The 19,203-nt window shown below is 38.3% G+C and carries 19 protein-coding genes; 1 reads left to right on the top strand and 18 read right to left on the bottom strand.

The features are described 5' to 3' along the window. Window positions 1-11 precede the first annotated feature (11 nt). The 3 genes from BUC25_RS14435 to modA all read right to left on the bottom strand — a co-directional run bounded on the left by BUC25_RS14435 (window position 12) and on the right by modA (window position 3,250). Window positions 12-1,754 (bottom strand): adenine deaminase C-terminal domain-containing protein, encoded by a 1,743-nt coding sequence (locus BUC25_RS14435; RefSeq protein WP_073202600.1) that lies wholly within the window; start codon window positions 1,752-1,754, stop codon window positions 12-14. Window positions 1,755-1,848: 94 nt separating this feature from the next. After that, window positions 1,849-2,499 (bottom strand): molybdate ABC transporter permease subunit, encoded by a 651-nt coding sequence (gene modB / locus BUC25_RS14430; protein WP_073202599.1) that lies wholly within the window; start codon window positions 2,497-2,499, stop codon window positions 1,849-1,851. Continuing rightward, a complete protein-coding gene (modA, locus tag BUC25_RS14425; RefSeq protein WP_073202598.1) occupies window positions 2,474-3,250 on the bottom strand; it encodes a molybdate ABC transporter substrate-binding protein in 777 nt (258 codons plus the stop codon). The genes modB and modA overlap by 26 nt, the downstream gene beginning before the upstream one ends. 139 nt (window positions 3,251-3,389) lie before the next feature. On the opposite strand from modA, the gene moaC reads away from it, so the two are divergent. Continuing rightward, window positions 3,390-3,875, top strand: a complete 486-nt coding sequence (gene moaC, locus BUC25_RS14420) for a cyclic pyranopterin monophosphate synthase MoaC (RefSeq protein ID WP_073202597.1) — start codon at window positions 3,390-3,392, stop codon at window positions 3,873-3,875. 367 nt (window positions 3,876-4,242) lie between these two features. Here moaC and BUC25_RS19710 read toward each other — a convergent pair whose 3' ends face one another. From BUC25_RS19710 to purC, 15 genes are all read right to left on the bottom strand, one after another. After that, window positions 4,243-4,374 carry a hypothetical protein gene (locus BUC25_RS19710; RefSeq protein ID WP_280174062.1) on the bottom strand — a complete coding sequence of 44 codons (132 nt, stop codon included), beginning with the start codon at window positions 4,372-4,374 and terminating at the stop codon, window positions 4,243-4,245. A gap of 37 nt (window positions 4,375-4,411) precedes the next feature. Next, complete coding sequence (locus BUC25_RS14415) at window positions 4,412-4,921, bottom strand: MogA/MoaB family molybdenum cofactor biosynthesis protein (protein WP_073202596.1); 510 nt, start codon at window positions 4,919-4,921, stop codon at window positions 4,412-4,414. 17 nt (window positions 4,922-4,938) lie between these two features. Beyond that, window positions 4,939-6,285 carry a DUF2252 domain-containing protein gene (locus BUC25_RS14410; protein ID WP_073202743.1) on the bottom strand — a complete coding sequence of 449 codons (1,347 nt, stop codon included), beginning with the start codon at window positions 6,283-6,285 and terminating at the stop codon, window positions 4,939-4,941. Window positions 6,286-6,331: 46 nt separating this feature from the next. Next, window positions 6,332-7,195 carry a hypothetical protein gene (locus BUC25_RS14405; protein ID WP_073202595.1) on the bottom strand — a complete coding sequence of 288 codons (864 nt, stop codon included), beginning with the start codon at window positions 7,193-7,195 and terminating at the stop codon, window positions 6,332-6,334. After that, complete coding sequence (locus BUC25_RS14400) at window positions 7,179-8,117, bottom strand: WD40/YVTN/BNR-like repeat-containing protein (RefSeq protein WP_244535200.1); 939 nt, start codon at window positions 8,115-8,117, stop codon at window positions 7,179-7,181. The genes BUC25_RS14405 and BUC25_RS14400 overlap by 17 nt, the downstream gene beginning before the upstream one ends. Before the next feature lie 153 nt (window positions 8,118-8,270). Beyond that, window positions 8,271-9,119: a VOC family protein gene (locus BUC25_RS14395; protein ID WP_073202593.1), complete on the bottom strand. Its 849-nt coding sequence runs from the start codon at window positions 9,117-9,119 to the stop codon at window positions 8,271-8,273. A 237-nt stretch (window positions 9,120-9,356) separates the two neighbouring features. After that, complete coding sequence (gene purD, locus BUC25_RS14390) at window positions 9,357-10,613, bottom strand: phosphoribosylamine--glycine ligase (protein WP_073202592.1); 1,257 nt, start codon at window positions 10,611-10,613, stop codon at window positions 9,357-9,359. A gap of 63 nt (window positions 10,614-10,676) precedes the next feature. After that, window positions 10,677-12,212 carry a bifunctional phosphoribosylaminoimidazolecarboxamide formyltransferase/IMP cyclohydrolase gene (purH, locus tag BUC25_RS14385; RefSeq protein ID WP_073202591.1) on the bottom strand — a complete coding sequence of 512 codons (1,536 nt, stop codon included), beginning with the start codon at window positions 12,210-12,212 and terminating at the stop codon, window positions 10,677-10,679. A 2-nt stretch (window positions 12,213-12,214) separates the two neighbouring features. Then, entirely contained in the window at window positions 12,215-12,787 is a 573-nt protein-coding gene (gene purN, locus BUC25_RS14380; RefSeq protein WP_073202590.1) for a phosphoribosylglycinamide formyltransferase, read from the bottom strand. Then, window positions 12,780-13,808, bottom strand: coding sequence for a phosphoribosylformylglycinamidine cyclo-ligase (gene purM / locus BUC25_RS14375; RefSeq protein ID WP_073202589.1), 1,029 nt, complete (start codon window positions 13,806-13,808; stop codon window positions 12,780-12,782). The genes purN and purM overlap by 8 nt, the downstream gene beginning before the upstream one ends. Window positions 13,809-13,954: 146 nt before the next feature. Further along, window positions 13,955-15,367, bottom strand: a complete 1,413-nt coding sequence (gene purF, locus BUC25_RS14370; protein ID WP_073202588.1) for an amidophosphoribosyltransferase — start codon at window positions 15,365-15,367, stop codon at window positions 13,955-13,957. Continuing rightward, entirely contained in the window at window positions 15,343-17,571 is a 2,229-nt protein-coding gene (gene purL / locus BUC25_RS14365) for a phosphoribosylformylglycinamidine synthase subunit PurL (protein WP_073202587.1), read from the bottom strand. Before purL ends, purF begins: the two co-directional genes overlap by 25 nt. After that, window positions 17,555-18,238, bottom strand: coding sequence for a phosphoribosylformylglycinamidine synthase subunit PurQ (gene purQ, locus BUC25_RS14360; RefSeq protein WP_073202586.1), 684 nt, complete (start codon window positions 18,236-18,238; stop codon window positions 17,555-17,557). Before purQ ends, purL begins: the two co-directional genes overlap by 17 nt. Beyond that, on the bottom strand, window positions 18,235-18,486 hold the full coding sequence (gene purS / locus BUC25_RS14355; RefSeq protein ID WP_073202585.1) for a phosphoribosylformylglycinamidine synthase subunit PurS: 252 nt from the start codon (window positions 18,484-18,486) through the stop codon (window positions 18,235-18,237). The genes purQ and purS overlap by 4 nt, the downstream gene beginning before the upstream one ends. Beyond that, entirely contained in the window at window positions 18,483-19,196 is a 714-nt protein-coding gene (purC, locus tag BUC25_RS14350; protein WP_073202584.1) for a phosphoribosylaminoimidazolesuccinocarboxamide synthase, read from the bottom strand. Before purC ends, purS begins: the two co-directional genes overlap by 4 nt. Window positions 19,197-19,203: the final 7 nt, after the last annotated feature.

Genomic DNA, 19,203 nt, shown 5'->3' with positions numbered 1-19,203 from the left:
ATAACAAAAAATCATCGCATAATCGCTGGAAATAAGATATCTTTTTTCTTTACATCAATAATCCCTAATGGTGTTATCCGAACGAATGGCAAATGCATCGATGATAAAAATAGCAAGTTGTATGGTGGATCTTGATACTGATAGCCATGTTCAATCAATATATCTTTCAATTTTTGATCTTCCACCATTAGATCCGGCATACTTCCGTCGTACATCATTCCAGCTATTGTTAGTGGCAATTCGAAAATGACTTCCCCTTCATGAACTAATACGATTCCGCCACCAATTTCCTTCATTCTAGAAAAAGCGAGTAATAAATCGGATTTACTTTTTCCAATTAAAACAATGTCTCCTGTAAGAGAATAAGAACTGGCTAGCCCCCCAAGTGTTTTGGTAAATCCTTTGATAATCGTATTCACACGCCAGTCACCTTCTCGATCTACTAACATTAGAAAAGATTCTTCCGTAGAATTTATTATTTTTTCCGTATTTGCATCAATAGCAATCGGATATGGTTTCATAATGACATCGTTCACCATTTTTAATCCGACAGGCATTGAAAATTGCAGATCACGTTCCGTTAACTGCCAGTCTAATTCAAGTTTACCTAATCCGTATTTTTCCCAATTAATATCAACATCTTGGTTTACTAACTCGCCGTCTTTTTTTAGCCATTTTCCTTTTGATATCACCGATTCAGGTGTAGCATTATCAGATGTTGTCAATATATTCAAATGCGCAACACGTCCAGGGGCAATTCCTCCTAATCTCTCTTCTAAATGAAATTGCTCAGCAGCATTATAGGTCCCCATCATATAGGCTTCAATCTCTGGTACGCCACTATCAATAGCGATTTGAATACACTGATTAATAATGCCTTTTTTATAAAAGGCAGGTGTTGAGCCATCCGTTGTCATTGTTAAGAAATCATAGGAGTTGATACCTAATTCCTGTAATTCTACTAACAACTTTTCTAAATCAGGTCGGACGGAAGAATTACGTAAACCCACCCGATAACCCATTGAGATACGATTAAAGACTTCTTCTCCAGACAAAGCTTCATGATCAGAGCTTACACCTAGCAACTTTAATTTCACCAATGTTTTCTCTGAAGCACCTGGAAAATGCCCTTCTACAGGCTTTCTGAGTCGTTTCGCTTCTTGCATCCAATATAAAATACGGTCATCATCGCGTAAAACCTGTGGCCATGCCGTGAGTTCTCCTCCTTGTACAACTGCCTCATGTTGCAGCCAGGCATGAACTTCTTCGTCATTAAAAATTTCCTGTTCTTCATTTATCTCGGACTGTGAATCAAACCGTGCCCACCAATACATCGATACTGGTAATTTCATAAAATCTTCAAGCAATGTAAACGCTTTCTCCCTGTTGGTTAAATAAAGCCATGGTAAGTTGTCATTCATCAATGTTGTTGTTCCTGTTTGTCCGGCATACATAGCTAATTCATAAGGGTTATAAAGTTGAAACGGATGTGCGTGTGGTTCAATATAACCAGGTACGATATATTTTCCTGTACAGTCAACAACCTCGACATCTACAAGTGAGTCAGGTAATCGGGACCCTACATACACAATACGATCACGATATATCCAGATATGAGCTTCCAACCATTTTCGCATAAAGACATTCAAATAGTATGCATTCTTTAATACCAAAGTTGGGGGTTCTTTTTCATCAATCACAGCTACTTGCTTACGAATTTCTTTATTTCTCCATCTATATAAATGATCATTCATTATAATCTCCTCATCTTCTTTTTCATTTCTCCTCATTTTATCATGGATTGATAGCGTTTGCATTGTGAGTTATTTACAAATTTATGACTTTTTTTTAGGCAGATTTACGTAAAAAAAGCAACATAATAAATGATACGACAATAATAGACATTACCCATGTCCAAGCTAATGCCATGTTGTTCGATTCAAAAGCAACATATATCGCCATTGGTATTGTCTGGGTCCGCCCAGGAATATTACCAGCAAACATTAAAGTAGCACCAAATTCCCCTAGTGCTCGCGCAAAGCTAAGAATCGTTCCCGACAAGATAGACTTTTGGATAAGTGGCAGTGTAATAAAACGGAATACCTTCCATTCATTAGCACCATCGACTCTAGCGGCGTCTTCGATATGGTGATCGACAAAAGACAAACCCGTCTTAACCGATTGATACATAAGTGGAAAAGCGACAACTACTGCTGCAATAACTGCTGCCCAAATAGTAAACATCAGTGTCTGATTGAAAAGGAATTTAGTCAATTCTCCTAATATACCATTTTGACCAAATAGCATAATTAAGATAAATCCAATCACAGTAGGAGGCAAGACAATTGGTAATAACAGTACCGTTTCGATCCAAACTTTTCCTTTGAATTGTTTTTTCGCCATTACAAATGCAATGGTAATTCCAATTGTAGAAACAATGATTAGTGCAATCAACGAAACAATTAGAGATAATTTAATTGGTTGAAAAAATGCTTCCATCTATGTCACCATCTATTTCTAAAAATCCATATTGTTTAAATAGTTCAATCACTTCTTCAGTTTGTAAGAATCGATAAAATGTCTCCGCAGCCTCTTTTTGTTGGGTTTCCTTTAAAATACCAACTGGATAGATAATCGGATCATATTCTCCTAATGGTAATTCTTTATTAATTTGTACTGCTTCAGATATTTCTGCATCTGTTTGATATACAATGCCTGCATCCACATTTTCTGTCTCTACATATTGAAGAACTTGTCTTACATCTTTCGTATATACGAACTTGCTTTCTAGCTTTGTGAAAATCTCGATGTCTGTAAATGCTTCTTTTGCATACTTGCCGGCCGGTACGGATTCCGGTGTACCTATTGCAATGCGGTTGATCTGATCAATTGTTTTGAAAGAAGTTGTTCCTTTTGCTTGAATCCAAACCAATTTATTCATTACTAGAGGTTGGATAAATTGTCCATCTAATAATCCCTCATGTCGTACAAGATCAAATTTATCGATAGAAGCAGATAAGAAAATATCAGCTGGTGCTCCCTGAATGATCTGCTGACTCAAGGCTCCCGATCCTCCCAGGTTAAGAGATATTTGTATAGAAGGATATTCTTGTTCAAATAAAATGACAACTTCTTCTAACACATCTGTAAGTGAAGCTGCTGCAGATATGGTAATTTCCTGTTCTTTAGATTGGCAGCCTGCGAGTAGAAGAACGGCCGACAAAACATATGCTATACAACGTTTATTCATTTTCTAAAACCTTTCTATACTTGTATCTTACTATTATAACATGTTAACTTAGAGCGCTAATATTAGAAAGTGAGAAACCTCACAGCTGGATGTACTCTTTAAATATAGTATAATGAGAGGAAAAAGGTTGGTGATGTAGATGACAGATTTTTCACATATCAATGAACAAGGCAGAGCCAAAATGGTCGATATATCCGATAAAAAAGTGACAAGCAGGACTGCTATTGCTCGCTCTAGCATTTTTGTCAACAAAGAAATATATTCAAAAATAATCGACCAGACCATTGGTAAGGGCGATGTCCTCTCTGTTGCACAAGTAGCGGGGATTATGGCAGCTAAACAGACTTCGACGATTATCCCAATGTGTCACCCGTTGCCATTGAGTGGCGTAAATATTCAGTTCGATTGGGTGCAGGATAAGGATACATATGAATTGGTTATAACGGTTGAAGCAAAGACAAAGGGAAGTACTGGTGTTGAAATGGAGGCATTAACGGCTGCTTCTGTAACGGCATTAACGGTTTATGACATGTGTAAAGCCGTCGACAAAGGAATGATTATTGGTCAAACTTATTTAGTAGAGAAAACAGGTGGCAAAAGTGGGATATACAGAAGAGAGGAATGAATCACTCAAATAGATTGGGTGATTTTTTTATTAGTGTGTAACTTTTCAAACAATCATCCGCTGTTAGGTTAGTTGGAACAGAAAGGAATAGGGAGCTTGCAACTCGACCGTTTACATGATTGGTATGATAAATTTATATACTTAGCGACCATGGACAGACAAAAGACTTAATTCAAGATACTTTTTTTAGTGCGTATCAATATCATGTGTTTGATAGTCATTTCGAGTGTATATTTCAACTGTTAATCCACCTAATAGTTTTTTTTCAGCGGTAATCATAATACATTTTCCTTTTCGATATTCGCTTTATTTTGCCTTCTGCTTCAGCTTTTTTCCAACTAGCTACCGCAATTTCGTCGAGAGCCTCTCATTCCCCAAGTGTTCTGGTCCATGATCTTTTTCGTCTCTTAGGTGGCAAGGATTTGTAAATCGTTTCATTCGCTAATTTACGGTTTTTTTCAATAATAAGATTGATTTCTTCTAATTTCCTTTTCCTCATCCTAAATGCCACCTTTGGTTTTGATTAAAACAATGGTCTATAAGTCTTTATTGATTTCTCTCATCACATGGCCAAGCTCTGGGATAATTAACTTTTCCATTGCTAATTTTACAGCTCCTGATGAGCCTGGTGTTGCAAAAACAGCTTTATCCTGGATAACACCTGCTGTTGCTCGTGAAAGGATTGCAGCGGAACCGATATCCTCTTGGTAGCTTAGAACTCGAAATATTTCTCCAAAGCCTGGCATTGGTTTATCCAGCAAGTTCTCCACTACTTCAATGGTGACATCTCTTTTGGCAATTCCTGTTCCACCATTGATTAAAATCGCATCAATGTTGGATTGGGTAATTCCATCCTCTATTGCTAATTTGATTTCATTCTGTACGTCTTTTACGATTTGGTGTGCAGCTACTTGATGATTATTTTGCTCTAAAAAGTGGCACATTAATTGTCCACTTTTATCTGTCTCTTTTGTCCGTGTATCACTAACGGTAATTATTTTGCATCTTACTGAGCTTGGCGCTTCTTTTTTGTGTGCGTCAGACATCTCTTTAAAGGCTCCTTTTAATTATTTTTGTAATAATAAGTTTTTAACCAATCCAAAAATAACGCATAATCTTTTTCTACTTGTTCTTTATAAAAACGTGACCATAGCACAAGCTCATGAATAAAAGCATCTTTGTTTTCTTTAATCATGTTATGAATCTCATCTTCACTATGATAGTCTAATAAATCTTCTTGAATATCTTGATCAGCTCTAGCATGAATCTTCGCTGCGATTTTCCCCATGATCTTCACCGACTGTTTGATTGGTTTTAACTCGCTTAAATGCTTAAGGGAAATATCTTTATCATAAGCACATCTCTCCCTTACATAAAATTCACGTTTTCCGATCGAGAAGTAACCTAGATAAGCATCTGCTTGATGATGCATTGCTTTTTGGGTCGCGACTACTCGCTCTCCTTGATGTGGATATTTGCTCCAAAACATTTCGTTATAAGGTAGAAAATATGCTGGTACTGCTGGACGTGCTTCTTTCACCTCTAATATAACATCATCATGATCCTCACTATGAACTCCTTCGATTAACACATAATACCTTTTTAAACCTGTCGATGCGACACCAGATCCTGTTTTCTTAACAATGTCTTTTATCTGATAATGTTGCTCACCTTTATATAAATCAGTCGGTAGTGAGTCTAAATAGTTATGCCAATTCCGAGTGATTTCTTTATACTCTCTTGTCGTAACTTCTTCTAATTTTTCCTTGTCTCGATTAAACTCTCTTTCCCGTTGTTCATTAAGGATCGTTTGTTTATGCAATTCATGTGTATCTTTGCGTTCTCCCAGTTTTTCCAATGTCTTTTTGATCGGCCCTTTGGTATTATCTCTTGTAAAATGAAGTTGCGTCGGGTCTTCTTCACGTTTCGCAAACTTTTTGATTTGTTTTCGATAAGTGTTTAAAAAGGAAATAACTAACTCATCCTGATCATCTTGCTCTGTCACTCCCTGTTGTTCTGCTAGTAAACGAATACTAACGACCATTCTTAAAACATCATATAAATAGGACCCAAGGTAGCCTTCATCAAAATCGTCTACATCAAAGACAAGGTTTCCTGCCTCATCTTGAAAACTACTAAAATTATCGAAATGCATGTCACCCATTATCCATGTTGATTTTTCTTCCTTTGTATGGAAGCTAAATGGTATTTTGGTAAGATCATAATAGAACAGATAGGCACTGCCTCGGAAAAAGCTATATGCATCCTGCTTCATTTTATTGTATTTTTTTCGCCGATCCTTTTTTGTTAATTCCATTACTTGGTTATCTAATTGTTCCAGAATCGTGTGTAAGGATTTTTGTCGTAATAATCGATTGGTTTCACGCACTTTTGACTGAATATTACGCACCAAGTTGATCCCTCCTAAGAAGATTATAGTTTTAGTTTATCATAGATTATTGCATAGATTGTGCTTCACCTATGTATTCTAAAGCAATTGCTTCAGTATTTTTTAACTTAGCTTTATACAAAATAATTTCACCAGTAGGAGGCTCTGGTGTATGATCATCAAATGAAAAATCCGCCCCTAGAGCAATCGTCCATTTTGCTTGGTCATTTTCTGACAAAACAATTGCTAATGTTCCATATTGTTGTACATGATCCCAATCAAAAAAATGATCGTTGCCCTGTTGCATGATGGTAATACCATCTGAATTAGCGATAACTCGTGTATTTTCTCCTTGCCAATTACCACGTATTTGACTGCCAACATAATAATATGACCTGCCATCCTGACGATCACCATATGTCCCGACAAATTGCTGAATATGTTGATTTTTATCAAGGTAAGTAAAAACCGCAATATCATCCGTTAACCAATTGATTGGTCCACCCTTCTCAATAACCTGTGATAATTCTTTATGAGGTCGGCCTAATATTCGAAAATAACTGCGATAATATGTCGCTTCTCCAGTGTATGTATTACTTTTAATAGCAAACACTTCTTCCCCACTTGGCGACACACTTGTAATATTTTTTATTCCTTGATTACTTTCATACATCAAGTAGACATTTATTGCTGTCATAATGATTCCTATAGTAACAATTATAGTTATTCGCCTTTTATTTAGCGAAAGCAGTAGTAACATACTTATTCCAAGACTAAGCACAATGATTATATTAAATAAGTAGAACAAGCGGTTATCAATATACTCTGCTTGATAAAGAGGTTGAGCTATAAAACTACCTAATTGCAAACAAAAAATTGCAACTGCAATTAAAAAAATTAGAATCCCTATAATTTTAACCCATTTCTTCATTTTCTGGCTCTACCTCCTCAACAAACTCCCAAGTTTGGCCGTTATCTTTTGAGATAAACTTTGCTTTTATCAAACCATTTCTATAATAGTCACCATTTGGCCCCTGTTCCATAATTAGTTCTAAGTGATCCTCTTTTTCTATTGGGGATTTTGCTATTACAAATACTTCTTCATACTTATTTGGCATATTAAATACAGACTGTTCCCATGTTTCTCCTTGATCATTTGTAACATATAAACTTGTTGGCGCATCGGGATTAAGCGTACCGTACGAAATAAATCCTGTATTTTGGTCGATAAAGCCCCCATCTGCCACAAGTCTTGTTGAATCTGGTGTGCTTATAGACTGCCAATTCTCTCCTTGATCATTTGATAGATAAATAGCAGATGCTTCCTGCGACATCGTGCGATCAAACGTAAAAATAACAGTCCAAAATCCGTCATTTGTTATATCGATTTTTCTAAAACGCATGGCTAGTGCTTCGTCTTTCACTATACTTTCTTTCCATGTTTTACCTTTGTCATCTGTATAGGTTATTTTAATCGTTTGATATTGCCAATCTTCACCTTCTGAATAGAGGAAAGCCGTATATTCTTCCGTCATTTCATAACTACCACCGATTAGTTCTTGCCTATTACCTTGATATTCTCCTGCAAAAAGATGTTCTATTTCAATTGGGACTTTGTGCCACGTATCTCCATTATCATGTGTGATATGAAGTTGATCATTTTGTAAGGAGTAGTCAGTTTCACTAGGTGTCTCAATTACTTTTAACGGTTGCCTTTCAGGATCAGAAGTAACTTCCGTTTGCTGTGTTTTTATTATTTTTGCTTCTGGCGAAAGTAAAGGTTCTCGACCTTCATAAACTATAATTAGGAAGACCATTGCTACTAACATTAAACTACTAAGAGCTATCATCATTTTTTTCAAAATAGCACCCCCCCTTTTTTCCATTATATACTAATTATAACAATTGAAAGATCTGAATCCATCATTTTTGTATGCGAATTTTCGGTCTATTTGTTTGAAATGCAAAAAAGCTACTCAACTGTAATAATTGAGTAGCTTTTAAAATTAGTAGGTTATTATAATGTTATTTTTGGAAGGATCTTTAATAATTATTTGTTTTTGTTCTTGTTCTACAGGTACTCCAATTGCTGTTAAGTTGAATACAACCTCGTCTAATGCTTGTTTACTTGGATAAGTAAGAGTATAAGACGCAAGCCCTACACTATTTTCTGATGGTGGTGGTGCACCAACACCGTTCCATGTGTTTAATCCAATGTGATGATGATACTTACCTGTAGAGATAAATAACGCTTGATCGCCGAATCGAGAAACTGTTTCGAAACCTAACCCTTTTTCATAAAAAGTCTTTGTTTCGGCCATATTTGCCACATGTAGATGAATATGTCCCATTAAGGTTTGGGCAGGTAAACCTTGCCATGCGCCTTGCTGACCTTCTTTTAATAAATCTTCAAAATCTAATGGATCAACAGCCATCGCTACTTGATCATTTTGCCAAGTCCATGTTTCAGGATCTTTATCAATATAAACTTCAATTCCATTTCCATCAGGATCATTGAAATACAGTGCCTCACTGACGAGGTGATCGGATGAGCCCAATCTGACATTATTTTCGATACAATGGAATACAAAATTAGCAAGATCCGCACGGTTAGGTAATAGTATGGCGAAGTGATATAGACCTGTTGTTCTTGCTTGTTTTGGTTCTGCATTCTTTGGCTGTTCTAAAGATAGGATACTCGTATTGCCGTCAGCAGTTAATATTGCTTGTGTATCTGTTTTTTCTAAAATGTCAAATCCTAGAGTTTGTTGATAAAATTGGATTGATCTATATAAATCTTGTACATTAATTTTTACGTGACTTACATACGTGTTCGGTTTCTGATGAAATTTCATAATTGTCCTCCTGTAATTAACTTACTTTATGTAAGTAATTATACTTTAGTAACTGTTGTTTGTCAAAATTGTTGTTTCGAGATGAATCTCTTCCCCTAAGAATTTCTTATGTGAAATACTTGGTGAGAGCTAATCCTTTTACTAGCATATCCGATCCTCTTCTTGCAGATGCGCCGTTTCTTCTTGCATTTAAAAGCACCACAGTTTTCATCAACTGTGGTGCTTAAAACAAAAGTATCATTTTGAAAAACCGATATCTTTGCGATAAAAGAAATCATCAGACGAATCGAAACGTGTGAGGTAGTTATAAATTTCGGTCTGTGCTTTTTCTGGGCTATTTTGCAGAGAACCAATGAGAAGGACTCTGCCACCTGTGGAGTGGAAGTTGCCATCTTCGGATCGAGCAGTCCCTGCATGAATCACGTAGACATCGTGGTTGTTCGTATCTAAATCCGGAAGCTTCACATTTTTTGCATAGGATCCTGGATACCCTTTGGATGCGACAACTGTTCCTATCGCATATCCATCTTTCCATTTTAGTTGTGGATCCTTACCAGATGTCACATCTTCTATTACTTGGATTAAATCATTTTCCAGTAATGGAAGGACTACTTGTGTTTCTGGGTCACCGAATCTCGCGTTAAATTCTATTACTTTTGGTCCCTCTTTTGTTTCAATTAACCCACCATAGAGAACTCCCGTATACTTTCGACCTTCTTTCTTCATGCCCTTGGCAACAGGCTTTAAGATTTTTTCAACAGTATACTCGACATGTTGCGGATCAAGATCTGCTACTGGAGAAAAAGCACCCATACCGCCTGTATTTGGTCCTTCATTATTATCGTAGGCGCGCTTATGATCGCGAGCTGGCACCATTGGATAGACGTTTTCTCCATCAACGAAAGCGAAAAGGGAGAATTCTTTACCTTCTAAGTACTCTTCAATTACTACTCTGCTGCCGGCATCACCAAACTTATTATCAATTAACATATTTTCTACAGCATCAAGTGCTTCTTGATCTGTCATGGCAACGACCACACCTTTACCTGCTGCAAGTCCGTCTGCTTTGACAACGATTGGTGCGCCTTCTTGTTTTATGTATGCTTTTGCTTTTTCTACATCGGTAAATGTCTGATATTTTGCTGTTGGAATATCATATTGCTGCATAAATGCTTTGGCAAAATCTTTACTTCCTTCGATAATCGCTGCATCTCTTGTTGGACCGAATACTTTTAAATTCTGATTACGGAATGCATCAACAACACCTTTTGTTAAAGGGACTTCTGGGCCAACAATTGTCCAATCGATTTGCTGTTCTAAGGCAAAAGATACTAATTTTTCGATGGCATCGTCTTTTATCGGTACACAGGTTGCTTCTTCTGCAATACCTCCGTTGCCTGGTGCTGCGAAGATTTCTGTGACGCGTTTGCTTTCCTTTAATTTTTTGACAATGATATGCTCACGACCGCCACCGCCGATTACTAATACTTTCATGGGAGAGCCTCCTTATATATCGAATATAGGAAAGGATTCTCAACTTGTTGAGAATCCTCCGCTTTAATGCTTAAAGTGACGCATTTTTGTTAATACCATTGCGATACCATGTTTGTTACATTCATCAATTGAATCTTGATCACGCTTCGATCCACCTGGTTGAATAATTGCTTTGATACCTGCTTTTGCTGCATTTTCAACTGTATCTGGCATCGGGAAGAAGGCGTCTGATGCCATCACAGCACCTTGGGCTTTTTCACCTGCTTGTTCAAAGGCAATTGCGGCAGCTCCGACACGATTCATTTGTCCAGCGCCAACACCTAATGTTTGATCGCTTTTTGCTACAACAATTGCATTTGATTTCACGTGTTTTACAACTTTCCACGCAAATAGCAATTCATCGATTTCTTTGGCATCTGGTTTACGATCGGTTACCACTTCAAGATCATTTGCTAAAATTTTGCCATTATCACGATCTTGCACTAGTAGTCCACCGATCACACTGACTACTTTTTTAGTATCTGTTTCATTGATTTCCATTGGTGTTTCTAGTAAACGAATGTTTTTCTTTACCGTTAGGATCTCAATTGCTTTTTCAGAAAAGCTTGGCGCAATCACAATTTCTAAGAAAATATCTTTTAATTGATCTGCTGTTGCTTCGTCTACCTCACGATTAAGTGCGACAATACCACCGAAAATCGAGACAGGGTCTGCCTGGTATGCTTTTTGATAAGCTTCTGAAATTGTTTCACCAATTCCAACTCCACATGGATTCATATGTTTTACCGCAACAGCTGCAGGCTGATCAGCAAATTCTAATACCACTTCTAAAGCTGCATTGGCATCCTGAATATTGTTATACGATAATTCCTTGCCATGTAATTGTTTGGCGTTAGCAATTGATGCACCTTTAACATTGCCTTCTTTATAGAAAGCTGCTTTTTGATGTGGGTTCTCACCATATCTTAGTGATTGAACCTTTTCAAACGTTTGGGTCACTGTTTCAGGGTCTTCTTCATCTGTAATATCAACAAAATAGTTCGCGATTATCGCATCATAATTTGCCGTATGACGGAATACTTTTGCGGCTAATGTTTTGCGGAATTCCGCTGTGCCGCCGTTGTCTCCGAGATTGTCAAGCACAGCATCATAGTCAGTTGGATCGACTACTACTGTCACATCACGGAAGTTTTTAGATGCTGCTCGCAACATCGTTGGTCCACCAATATCAATGTTTTCAATTGCGTCTTCTTCTGTCACATCAGGATTTGCAATCGTTTCTTTAAATGGATAAAGGTTAACGACTACGACATCAATTGGTGCAATATCACGTTCAGCTAGTTGTTTCACATGTGATTCTTCATCACGACGTGCTAGCAATCCTGCATGAATATAGGGATGCAACGTTTTTACGCGGCCATCTAAAATTTCTTCAAAACCTGTAATTTCTGAAACAGCTTTTGCTGGTAAATCCGCTTCTTTTAAAGCTTTTAATGTTCCACCAGTAGAGATTAATTCATATCCTAATTTGTCTAATCCTTTAGCAAAAGGAACTAAATTGCTTTTGTCCGATACACTTAATAGAGCACGTTTTTTCAACGTTATTCTCCTCTCGTAATCAATTTCTGAATCGTTGCAGGATATAGCGTATGTTCCACCTGATGAACGGCTTTTTGTAAGTCTTCTCTAGTCATATCATCTTCAATTTGAACAGGTGCTTGCGCAATAATCTTTCCGGTATCCATTCCTTCATCTACATAATGAATGGTTACCCCAGATACTTTTACTCCTGCATCAAATGCTTGTCCAACCGCATCTAGTCCTGGAAACGATGGCAAAAGGGATGGATGAATATTAATGATTTTCCCTTCGAACGGACGTAGTAATGTTTCTCCGATCAATCGCATATATCCTGCTAAGACGATTAAGTCGACCTTTTCTAATTGGAGTATTTCTACTAGCTTCGCTTCAAACATTTCTTTGTTTCGATATTGTTTTGGATCAAACGCAAATGTTGGCGTACCATACTCATTTGCCTTGTCTAACACTTTTGCATTAGGTGTATCACACACAAGTAGTGCTACTTCTGCATCCATTACACCATTTTTTTCTGCTTCTATAATGGCGTCATAATTACTTCCGGTTCCTGACGCGAATACTGCTATTTTAGTCATTGGAAAATGTCACCCCTGTTTCTGTTGTAACCTCACCGATCACATATGCCTGTTCACCGATATCTTCTAACAATTGGAGTGCCATATCCGCTTCATGTCCATCAACGATTACTGCCATTCCGATCCCCATGTTAAATACGCCATACATATCTTCTTCTTTTAGATCTGCTTGTTTTTGTAAATAATCAAAAACAGCCGGCTTTTGCCATGATCCTTTTTGAATATTTACACCGAAACCTTCAGGTAATGCACGTGGTAGATTTTCATAAAAACCACCGCCGGTTACGTGACTAATCCCCTTAATTGTCAGATCCAACTTTAATTGTTGTATTGCTTTCGTGTAGATTTTGGTTGGTTCTAAAAGAGCTTCCCCTAGTGTGGTTGATAGTTCTTCGATGTGTGCTTGGTAGTTGAGACCTTTATCTTCTATAATTTTCCGAACGAGTGAAAAACCATTGGAATGCACTCCAGAGGAGGCAAGGCCAATCACTTTATCTCCTGCTTGAATGCTATCGCCTGTGATGATTTGTTGTTTATCAGCGATTCCGACTACAAAGCCTGCTAGATCATAGTCATCATCACCATACATCCCCGGCATTTCCGCTGTTTCACCACCAATTAATGCGGCATTACTTTGAACACAACCGTCAGTGATGCCTTTGACGATTTGTTCAATTTTTTCCGGTTGATTTTTACCACATGCGATATAATCCAGGAAAAATAGTGGATCGGCACCTTGAGCAACGATATCATTGACACACATCGCCACTAAATCAATGCCGACAGTGTCATGTTTATTCATTTCAATGGCAAGCTTTAGCTTTGTTCCGACACCATCTGTTCCTGAAACTAATACTGGTTCTTCATATGAGAATTTACTTAAATCAAAAAGGCCTGCAAATGCTCCAACGCCACCGATTACTTCGGGGCGATTTGTTTTTGCGATATGCTTTTTCATTAAATCGACTGCCTGATAGCCTGCATGTACATCGACTCCGGCATCTTTGTAGATATCACTCATTAATTGAACTCCTTTTTATGCCTGCAAGTTTTATGGCCACTTTTGATGGTTTTATGGCCACTTCTAGGCTTTTTATGGCCACTTTTTCTACTTTTATGGTCACTTCTTAACATTTTATGGCCACTTTCCACCGTTTTATGGCCACTTTACTCTTTATAAGCAGGGATCACCGTATCTGGATAAATTTCCGTCGGATAATTACCAGTGAAACAAGCTTGACAGACACCATGCTGCCTGCGATCACGATCTGCTACAATCGATGCTTCCAAGCCTTCTGTAGACAAAAAGGATAAGCTGTCGGCACCGATGATTTCACGCATATCTTCTAATGAATGATTCGCTGCGATCAATTCACCTTTGGTTGACGTGTCTATTCCATAATAACATGGATTTTGAATTGGGGGAGAGGCAATTCGAACATGCACTTCAGTTGCGCCTGCTTCTTTTAATAAACGAACGATACGTCGGCTCGTGGTACCACGAACAATCGAATCATCTACCATAACAACTCGTTTTCCATCGACAATACCCCGTACTGCTGATAGTTTCATTTTCACACCTTGTTCTCGCAGTTCCTGTGATGGTTGAATAAACGTTCTGCCGACATAACGGTTTTTAATTAATCCGAGTTCATATGGAATTCCAGTTGCTTCTGAAAATCCAATGGCAGCAGAGATACTGGAATCAGGTACACCTGTTACGACATCGGCTTCTACTGGTGACTCTGTCGCAAGTTGTTTCCCCATTGTTTTACGACTTGCATGGACATTTGTCTCATTCAAATCACTATCTGGACGGGAGAAATATACGTATTCCATCGAGCAAAGCGTACGCTCCATTGGAGAAGTAAATTGTCTCGTACGAAAGCCATCTTCATCAATGATAATTAATTCACCTGGATACACTTCTCTCTCATAGGTTGCACCAATCAAATCAAATGCGCAAGTTTCAGAAGCAACCACATAAGCATCACCGAGACGACCAATCGATAAAGGACGCAATCCACGTGGATCTAAGCCAATAAATAGCTGATCTTCTGTTAAAATTGAAAATGCATAAGCACCTTTGATCATGCCTAGCGCTGAACTAATCGCATCTTCCATCGGTACATTTCCACTTCGTTTAATTAAGTGGGCAATTACTTCTGTATCTGAAGTAGTTTGCAAAATACTACCTTGTGCTTCTAATTGGCTTTTTAATTGATGGGCATTCACTAAATTACCGTTATGAGCCAGTGCCATACTATTTGTTTGAGAACGGAACACAAGTGGCTGGACGTTTTCAAATCCACCGCCACCTTGTGTCGCATAACGGACATGACCTACCGCTGCATGCCCGGTTAAGCGTGAAACTTCCCCTTCAGAAAAAACATCATTAATTAAACCGACACCTTTATGGACGTTCAGTTTTTCACCATCTGTCGTGACAATCCCTGCACCCTCTTGTCCACGATGCTGGAGAGCATGAAGACCATAATACGTCATTTCAGCTGCCTTTTCATGTCCCCAGATCGCAAATACACCACATTCTTCGTTTAAGCCTTTGATTTCAGCAAGCACGGGATAGCTCCTTTCCATAGCTGTTGTAATGATTCTACGTCTTCAGTGATTGCTTCCTTGTCACCATTTCGTACTACTAGTCTATTAGACGAAGTTACTGTTCCTAACAATCTTGCATCTTCTACTTTTGCTTCAAATGCCTGGCGTTTACCTTCTGGAATCGATACTAAGAATCGTGATTGTGATTCACTAAATAATGCACTCGTCACATCGCCTTCTACTTGAAGCTCTGCACCTAATCCTTTTCCATTAAATAGACATTCCGCAACGGCAACGCCCAATCCACCTTCTGCTAGATCATGAGCAGAGGAAACAAGCCCTGCCTGAATGGCATCCAGTAACTGCTCCTGGCGTTTTGCTTCTGTATCTAGATCAATTGCTGGAGCTTTTCCAAAATACTTTCCTTCTAAAAGGTTTTGCAATTCACTACCACCAAATTCTGCTTTCGTCTCACCAATCACATAGACAAGATCACCTTCATGTTGAAAATGAGATGGCGTTATATCTGATAAAGATTGATGTAAACCGACCATACCTACTACTGGTGTTGGAAATATTGCTTGACCATTTGATTCATTGTAAAGTGATACGTTCCCACTAATAACTGGTGTATTAAGACGTAAGCTTGCGGCACTCATACCTTCCACACTTTTTTCCATTTGCCAGAAGTTTTCTGGTTTATCTGGATTTCCGAAGTTTAAGCCATCTGTTAAAGCAAGTGGCTTTGCACCAGATGCAACAATGTTACGAGCAGCTTCTGCAACGGCAATCTTACCGCCTACTTCAGGATCTAAGTGAATATAACGTGAATTACAATCGGTTGTCATCGCTATCGCCTTATCATAACCACGCACTCGAACCACTGCAGCATCTGATCCTGGTGAGAAAACGGTATTTGCTTGTACCATTGAGTCGTATTGATCATAGATATATTCTTTACTTGCGATCGTTGGCTGCTGTAATAATTGTTTCAACGTTTCTGCATGATCGGTAACATCTGGTTTGTAGGCAGGCATCTTTTGATATTCTTCATAAATGTGAGGAACTTTCGATTCTTTATGAAAAATAGGTGCATCCTCTGCTAAGTTATCAACAGGAATATCTGCTACAACGTCACCTTTATGCAATAAGCGGAACATTTTATCACCGGTTACTTCACCTACCGCTACAGCTTCCAAGTCATATTTTTTGAAAATATCAACGATTTCCTGCTCTTCCCCTTTTTTAACACATAAAAGCATACGTTCTTGTGATTCTGACAGCATCATCTCATAGGCGGTCATGTTTTCTTCACGTTGTGGAATAAGATCTAAGTTCATTTCCATCCCCATGCCAGCCTTACTTGCCATTTCACTTGCTGAAGAGGTAAGACCAGCAGCACCCATGTCCTGAATACCAACTAATGCATCTGAGTGAATCACTTCTAAACATGCTTCAATTAATAACTTCTCCATAAAAGGGTCACCGACTTGCACATTGGAACGTTTGCTTTCAGAGTCTTCTGATAAATCCTCAGAAGCAAATGTTGCACCGTGAATACCATCACGTCCTGTTTTAGAGCCAACATACATGATCGTGTTACCTAGTCCAGCGGCAATTCCCTTTTGAATATCCTTGGTATCAATTAAACCAACACACATTGCATTCACAAGTGGATTTCCTTCATAACAATCATCAAATTGGACTTCTCCACCTACTGTAGGTACTCCTACACAGTTTCCGTAACCAGCAATACCATGAACAACCTCATCGAAAAGGTATTTCACGCGTCCTGTGTTTAAGTTACCGAAGCGTAAGGAGTTTAAGGAAGCGATTGGTCGAGCTCCCATCGAAAATACGTCACGAATAATACCACCAACACCTGTTGCAGCACCTTGATATGGCTCAACTGCTGAAGGGTGATTATGACTTTCGACTTTAAATACAACACCTTGACCATCACCGATATTTACCACACCAGCGCCTTCACCAGGCCCTTGCACAACTTGAGGACCTTCCGTTGGGAATTTGCTTAGTAAAGGTTTCGACGTTTTATAACTGCAATGTTCTGACCACATTACCGAAAAAATGCCGATTTCCGTGAAGTTTGGACGTCGACCCATAATGTTTTTGATCATGTCATATTCTTTATCTGTTAAGCCCATTTCCTGATAGACTTTATCTTGTTCTACTTGTTCTGGACTCAATTCAGGCGCCTGCAACATAACGTTCCCTCCAGTTTTCTAACATTGATTGGAATAGTTTGAAGCCATCATCACTATTTAAAATAGCTTCTACTGCACGTTCTGGGTGTGGCATCATTCCTAACACATTTCCTTGTTCATTGATGATTCCGGCTATATCTGCCACAGAACCGTTCGGATTATTTTGATAAGAAAATACAATTTGGTTATTTTCTTTTAATTTAGCAAGTGTCTCTTCATCACAATAGTAGTTTCCATCATGATGGGCAATTGGAATTGAGACAACTTCACCTTTTTGATATTTTGATGTAAAAAGAGTGTCATTATTTTCAACAACTAAGTTTTCAAAATGGCACATGAATTTTAAATTTTGGTTTCGTAGCATCGCACCTGGAAGTAAGCCAGACTCTAATAGAATCTGGAATCCATTACAGACACCAAGAATCGGAATACCTTTCTCTGCTTGTGTGCGTAATTGCTTGACGATATCAGAAGTAGATGCAATCGCACCAGAACGAAGATAATCACCATAACTGAATCCACCAGGGATTAGAATCGCATCATATCCATCAAGGTTTGCTTCCTGATACCATACTAAATCTGCTTCTTCTCCTAGTGCATCTTTTGCCGCATAGTACATATCACGGTCACAATTGGAGCCTGGGAAGACAACGACAGCAAATTTCACTGTGTAACCCCCTCTTCCACTGTATAGGAGTAATTTTCAATAACTGGGTTAGCAAGTAACTTATTACACATATCTTCAATTTCTTTCTCAATATTGGCATCATCAGTTACCGTTAATTCAAGATATTTACCTACACGAACTTCTTGTACATTGTCATAGCCTAATGTATTTAAAGATCCCTGTACTGCTTTTCCCTGTGGGTCTAAAACACCCTCTTTTAATGTGATGTGTACTTTTACTAGTTTCATTGTTTTGCCTCCAGTCTTGATAAAATATTGTCATATACAGTGACTAAATCTCCTAGATCTTCGCGAAACACGTCTTTATCCATTTTTTCGCCTGTTGCAATGTCCCATAGTCTGCATGTATCTGGACTTACCTCATCTGATAACACAATTTCTCCTTGTGCATTTCGTCCAAATTCGAGTTTGAAGTCGACAAGCTGTAAATTGATTTCTTTGAAAAAGCTTTGCAATTGTTCGTTCACTTGGCGCGCCATATCTTTAATTTGCTTGAGGTCTGCCTCTGTAGCATCTGTTAAAAGTAAGGCATGCTCATCGTTAATCAGTGGATCACCAAGCTCATCTTTTTTATAAAAAAGTTCAACTAGTGGCGGTGAAAAAATCGTTTTTTCTTCGATCCCTGTGCGGCGAACAATACTACCTGCCGCCACATTTCGCACCACTACCTCTAATGGAATGATCGTTGTCTTTTCAACCAATTGCTCGGTTTCATTTAAGGCTTCTTTAAAATGACTACTGACACCGTGGTGATGTAAGTATTCAAATACTTTGGCAGAAATCAGATTGTTATAACGGCCTTTACCTTGGAATTCTGCTTTTTTTTCTCCATTAAAAGCTGTTGCATCATTCTTATAAGAAAGGACTAACAATTCTGGCTGATCTTTGACGGTGAACACTTGCTTCGCTTTTCCTTCATATAACAACTTGTCCTTCATCTCGTTA

Source organism: Gracilibacillus kekensis (assembly GCF_900143085.1).
In the GTDB taxonomy this organism is placed as follows: domain Bacteria; phylum Bacillota; class Bacilli; order Bacillales; family Amphibacillaceae; genus Gracilibacillus; species Gracilibacillus kekensis.
This window is presented reverse-complemented; position numbering and strand designations above follow the sequence as displayed.

What these genes read in the sequence shown, in the direction of transcription:
- BUC25_RS14435 (WP_073202600.1), bottom strand. Translation starts at nt 1,754, where the DNA reads ATGAATGATCATTTATATAGATGGAGAAATAAAGAAATTCGTAAGCAA.
- modB (WP_073202599.1), bottom strand. Translation starts at nt 2,499, where the DNA reads ATGGAAGCATTTTTTCAACCAATTAAATTATCTCTAATTGTTTCGTTG.
- modA (WP_073202598.1), bottom strand. Translation starts at nt 3,250, where the DNA reads ATGAATAAACGTTGTATAGCATATGTTTTGTCGGCCGTTCTTCTACTC.
- moaC (WP_073202597.1), top strand. Translation starts at nt 3,390, where the DNA reads ATGACAGATTTTTCACATATCAATGAACAAGGCAGAGCCAAAATGGTC.
- BUC25_RS19710 (WP_280174062.1), bottom strand. Translation starts at nt 4,374, where the DNA reads ATGAGGAAAAGGAAATTAGAAGAAATCAATCTTATTATTGAAAAAAAC.
- BUC25_RS14415 (WP_073202596.1), bottom strand. Translation starts at nt 4,921, where the DNA reads ATGTCTGACGCACACAAAAAAGAAGCGCCAAGCTCAGTAAGATGCAAA.
- BUC25_RS14405 (WP_073202595.1), bottom strand. Translation starts at nt 7,195, where the DNA reads ATGAAGAAATGGGTTAAAATTATAGGGATTCTAATTTTTTTAATTGCA.
- BUC25_RS14400 (WP_244535200.1), bottom strand. Translation starts at nt 8,117, where the DNA reads ATGATGATAGCTCTTAGTAGTTTAATGTTAGTAGCAATGGTCTTCCTA.
- BUC25_RS14395 (WP_073202593.1), bottom strand. Translation starts at nt 9,119, where the DNA reads ATGAAATTTCATCAGAAACCGAACACGTATGTAAGTCACGTAAAAATT.
- purD (WP_073202592.1), bottom strand. Translation starts at nt 10,613, where the DNA reads ATGAAAGTATTAGTAATCGGCGGTGGCGGTCGTGAGCATATCATTGTC.
- purN (WP_073202590.1), bottom strand. Translation starts at nt 12,787, where the DNA reads ATGACTAAAATAGCAGTATTCGCGTCAGGAACCGGAAGTAATTATGAC.
- purM (WP_073202589.1), bottom strand. Translation starts at nt 13,808, where the DNA reads ATGAGTGATATCTACAAAGATGCCGGAGTCGATGTACATGCAGGCTAT.
- purL (WP_073202587.1), bottom strand. Translation starts at nt 17,571, where the DNA reads ATGTTGCAGGCGCCTGAATTGAGTCCAGAACAAGTAGAACAAGATAAA.
- purS (WP_073202585.1), bottom strand. Translation starts at nt 18,486, where the DNA reads ATGAAACTAGTAAAAGTACACATCACATTAAAAGAGGGTGTTTTAGAC.
- purC (WP_073202584.1), bottom strand. Translation starts at nt 19,196, where the DNA reads ATGAAGGACAAGTTGTTATATGAAGGAAAAGCGAAGCAAGTGTTCACC.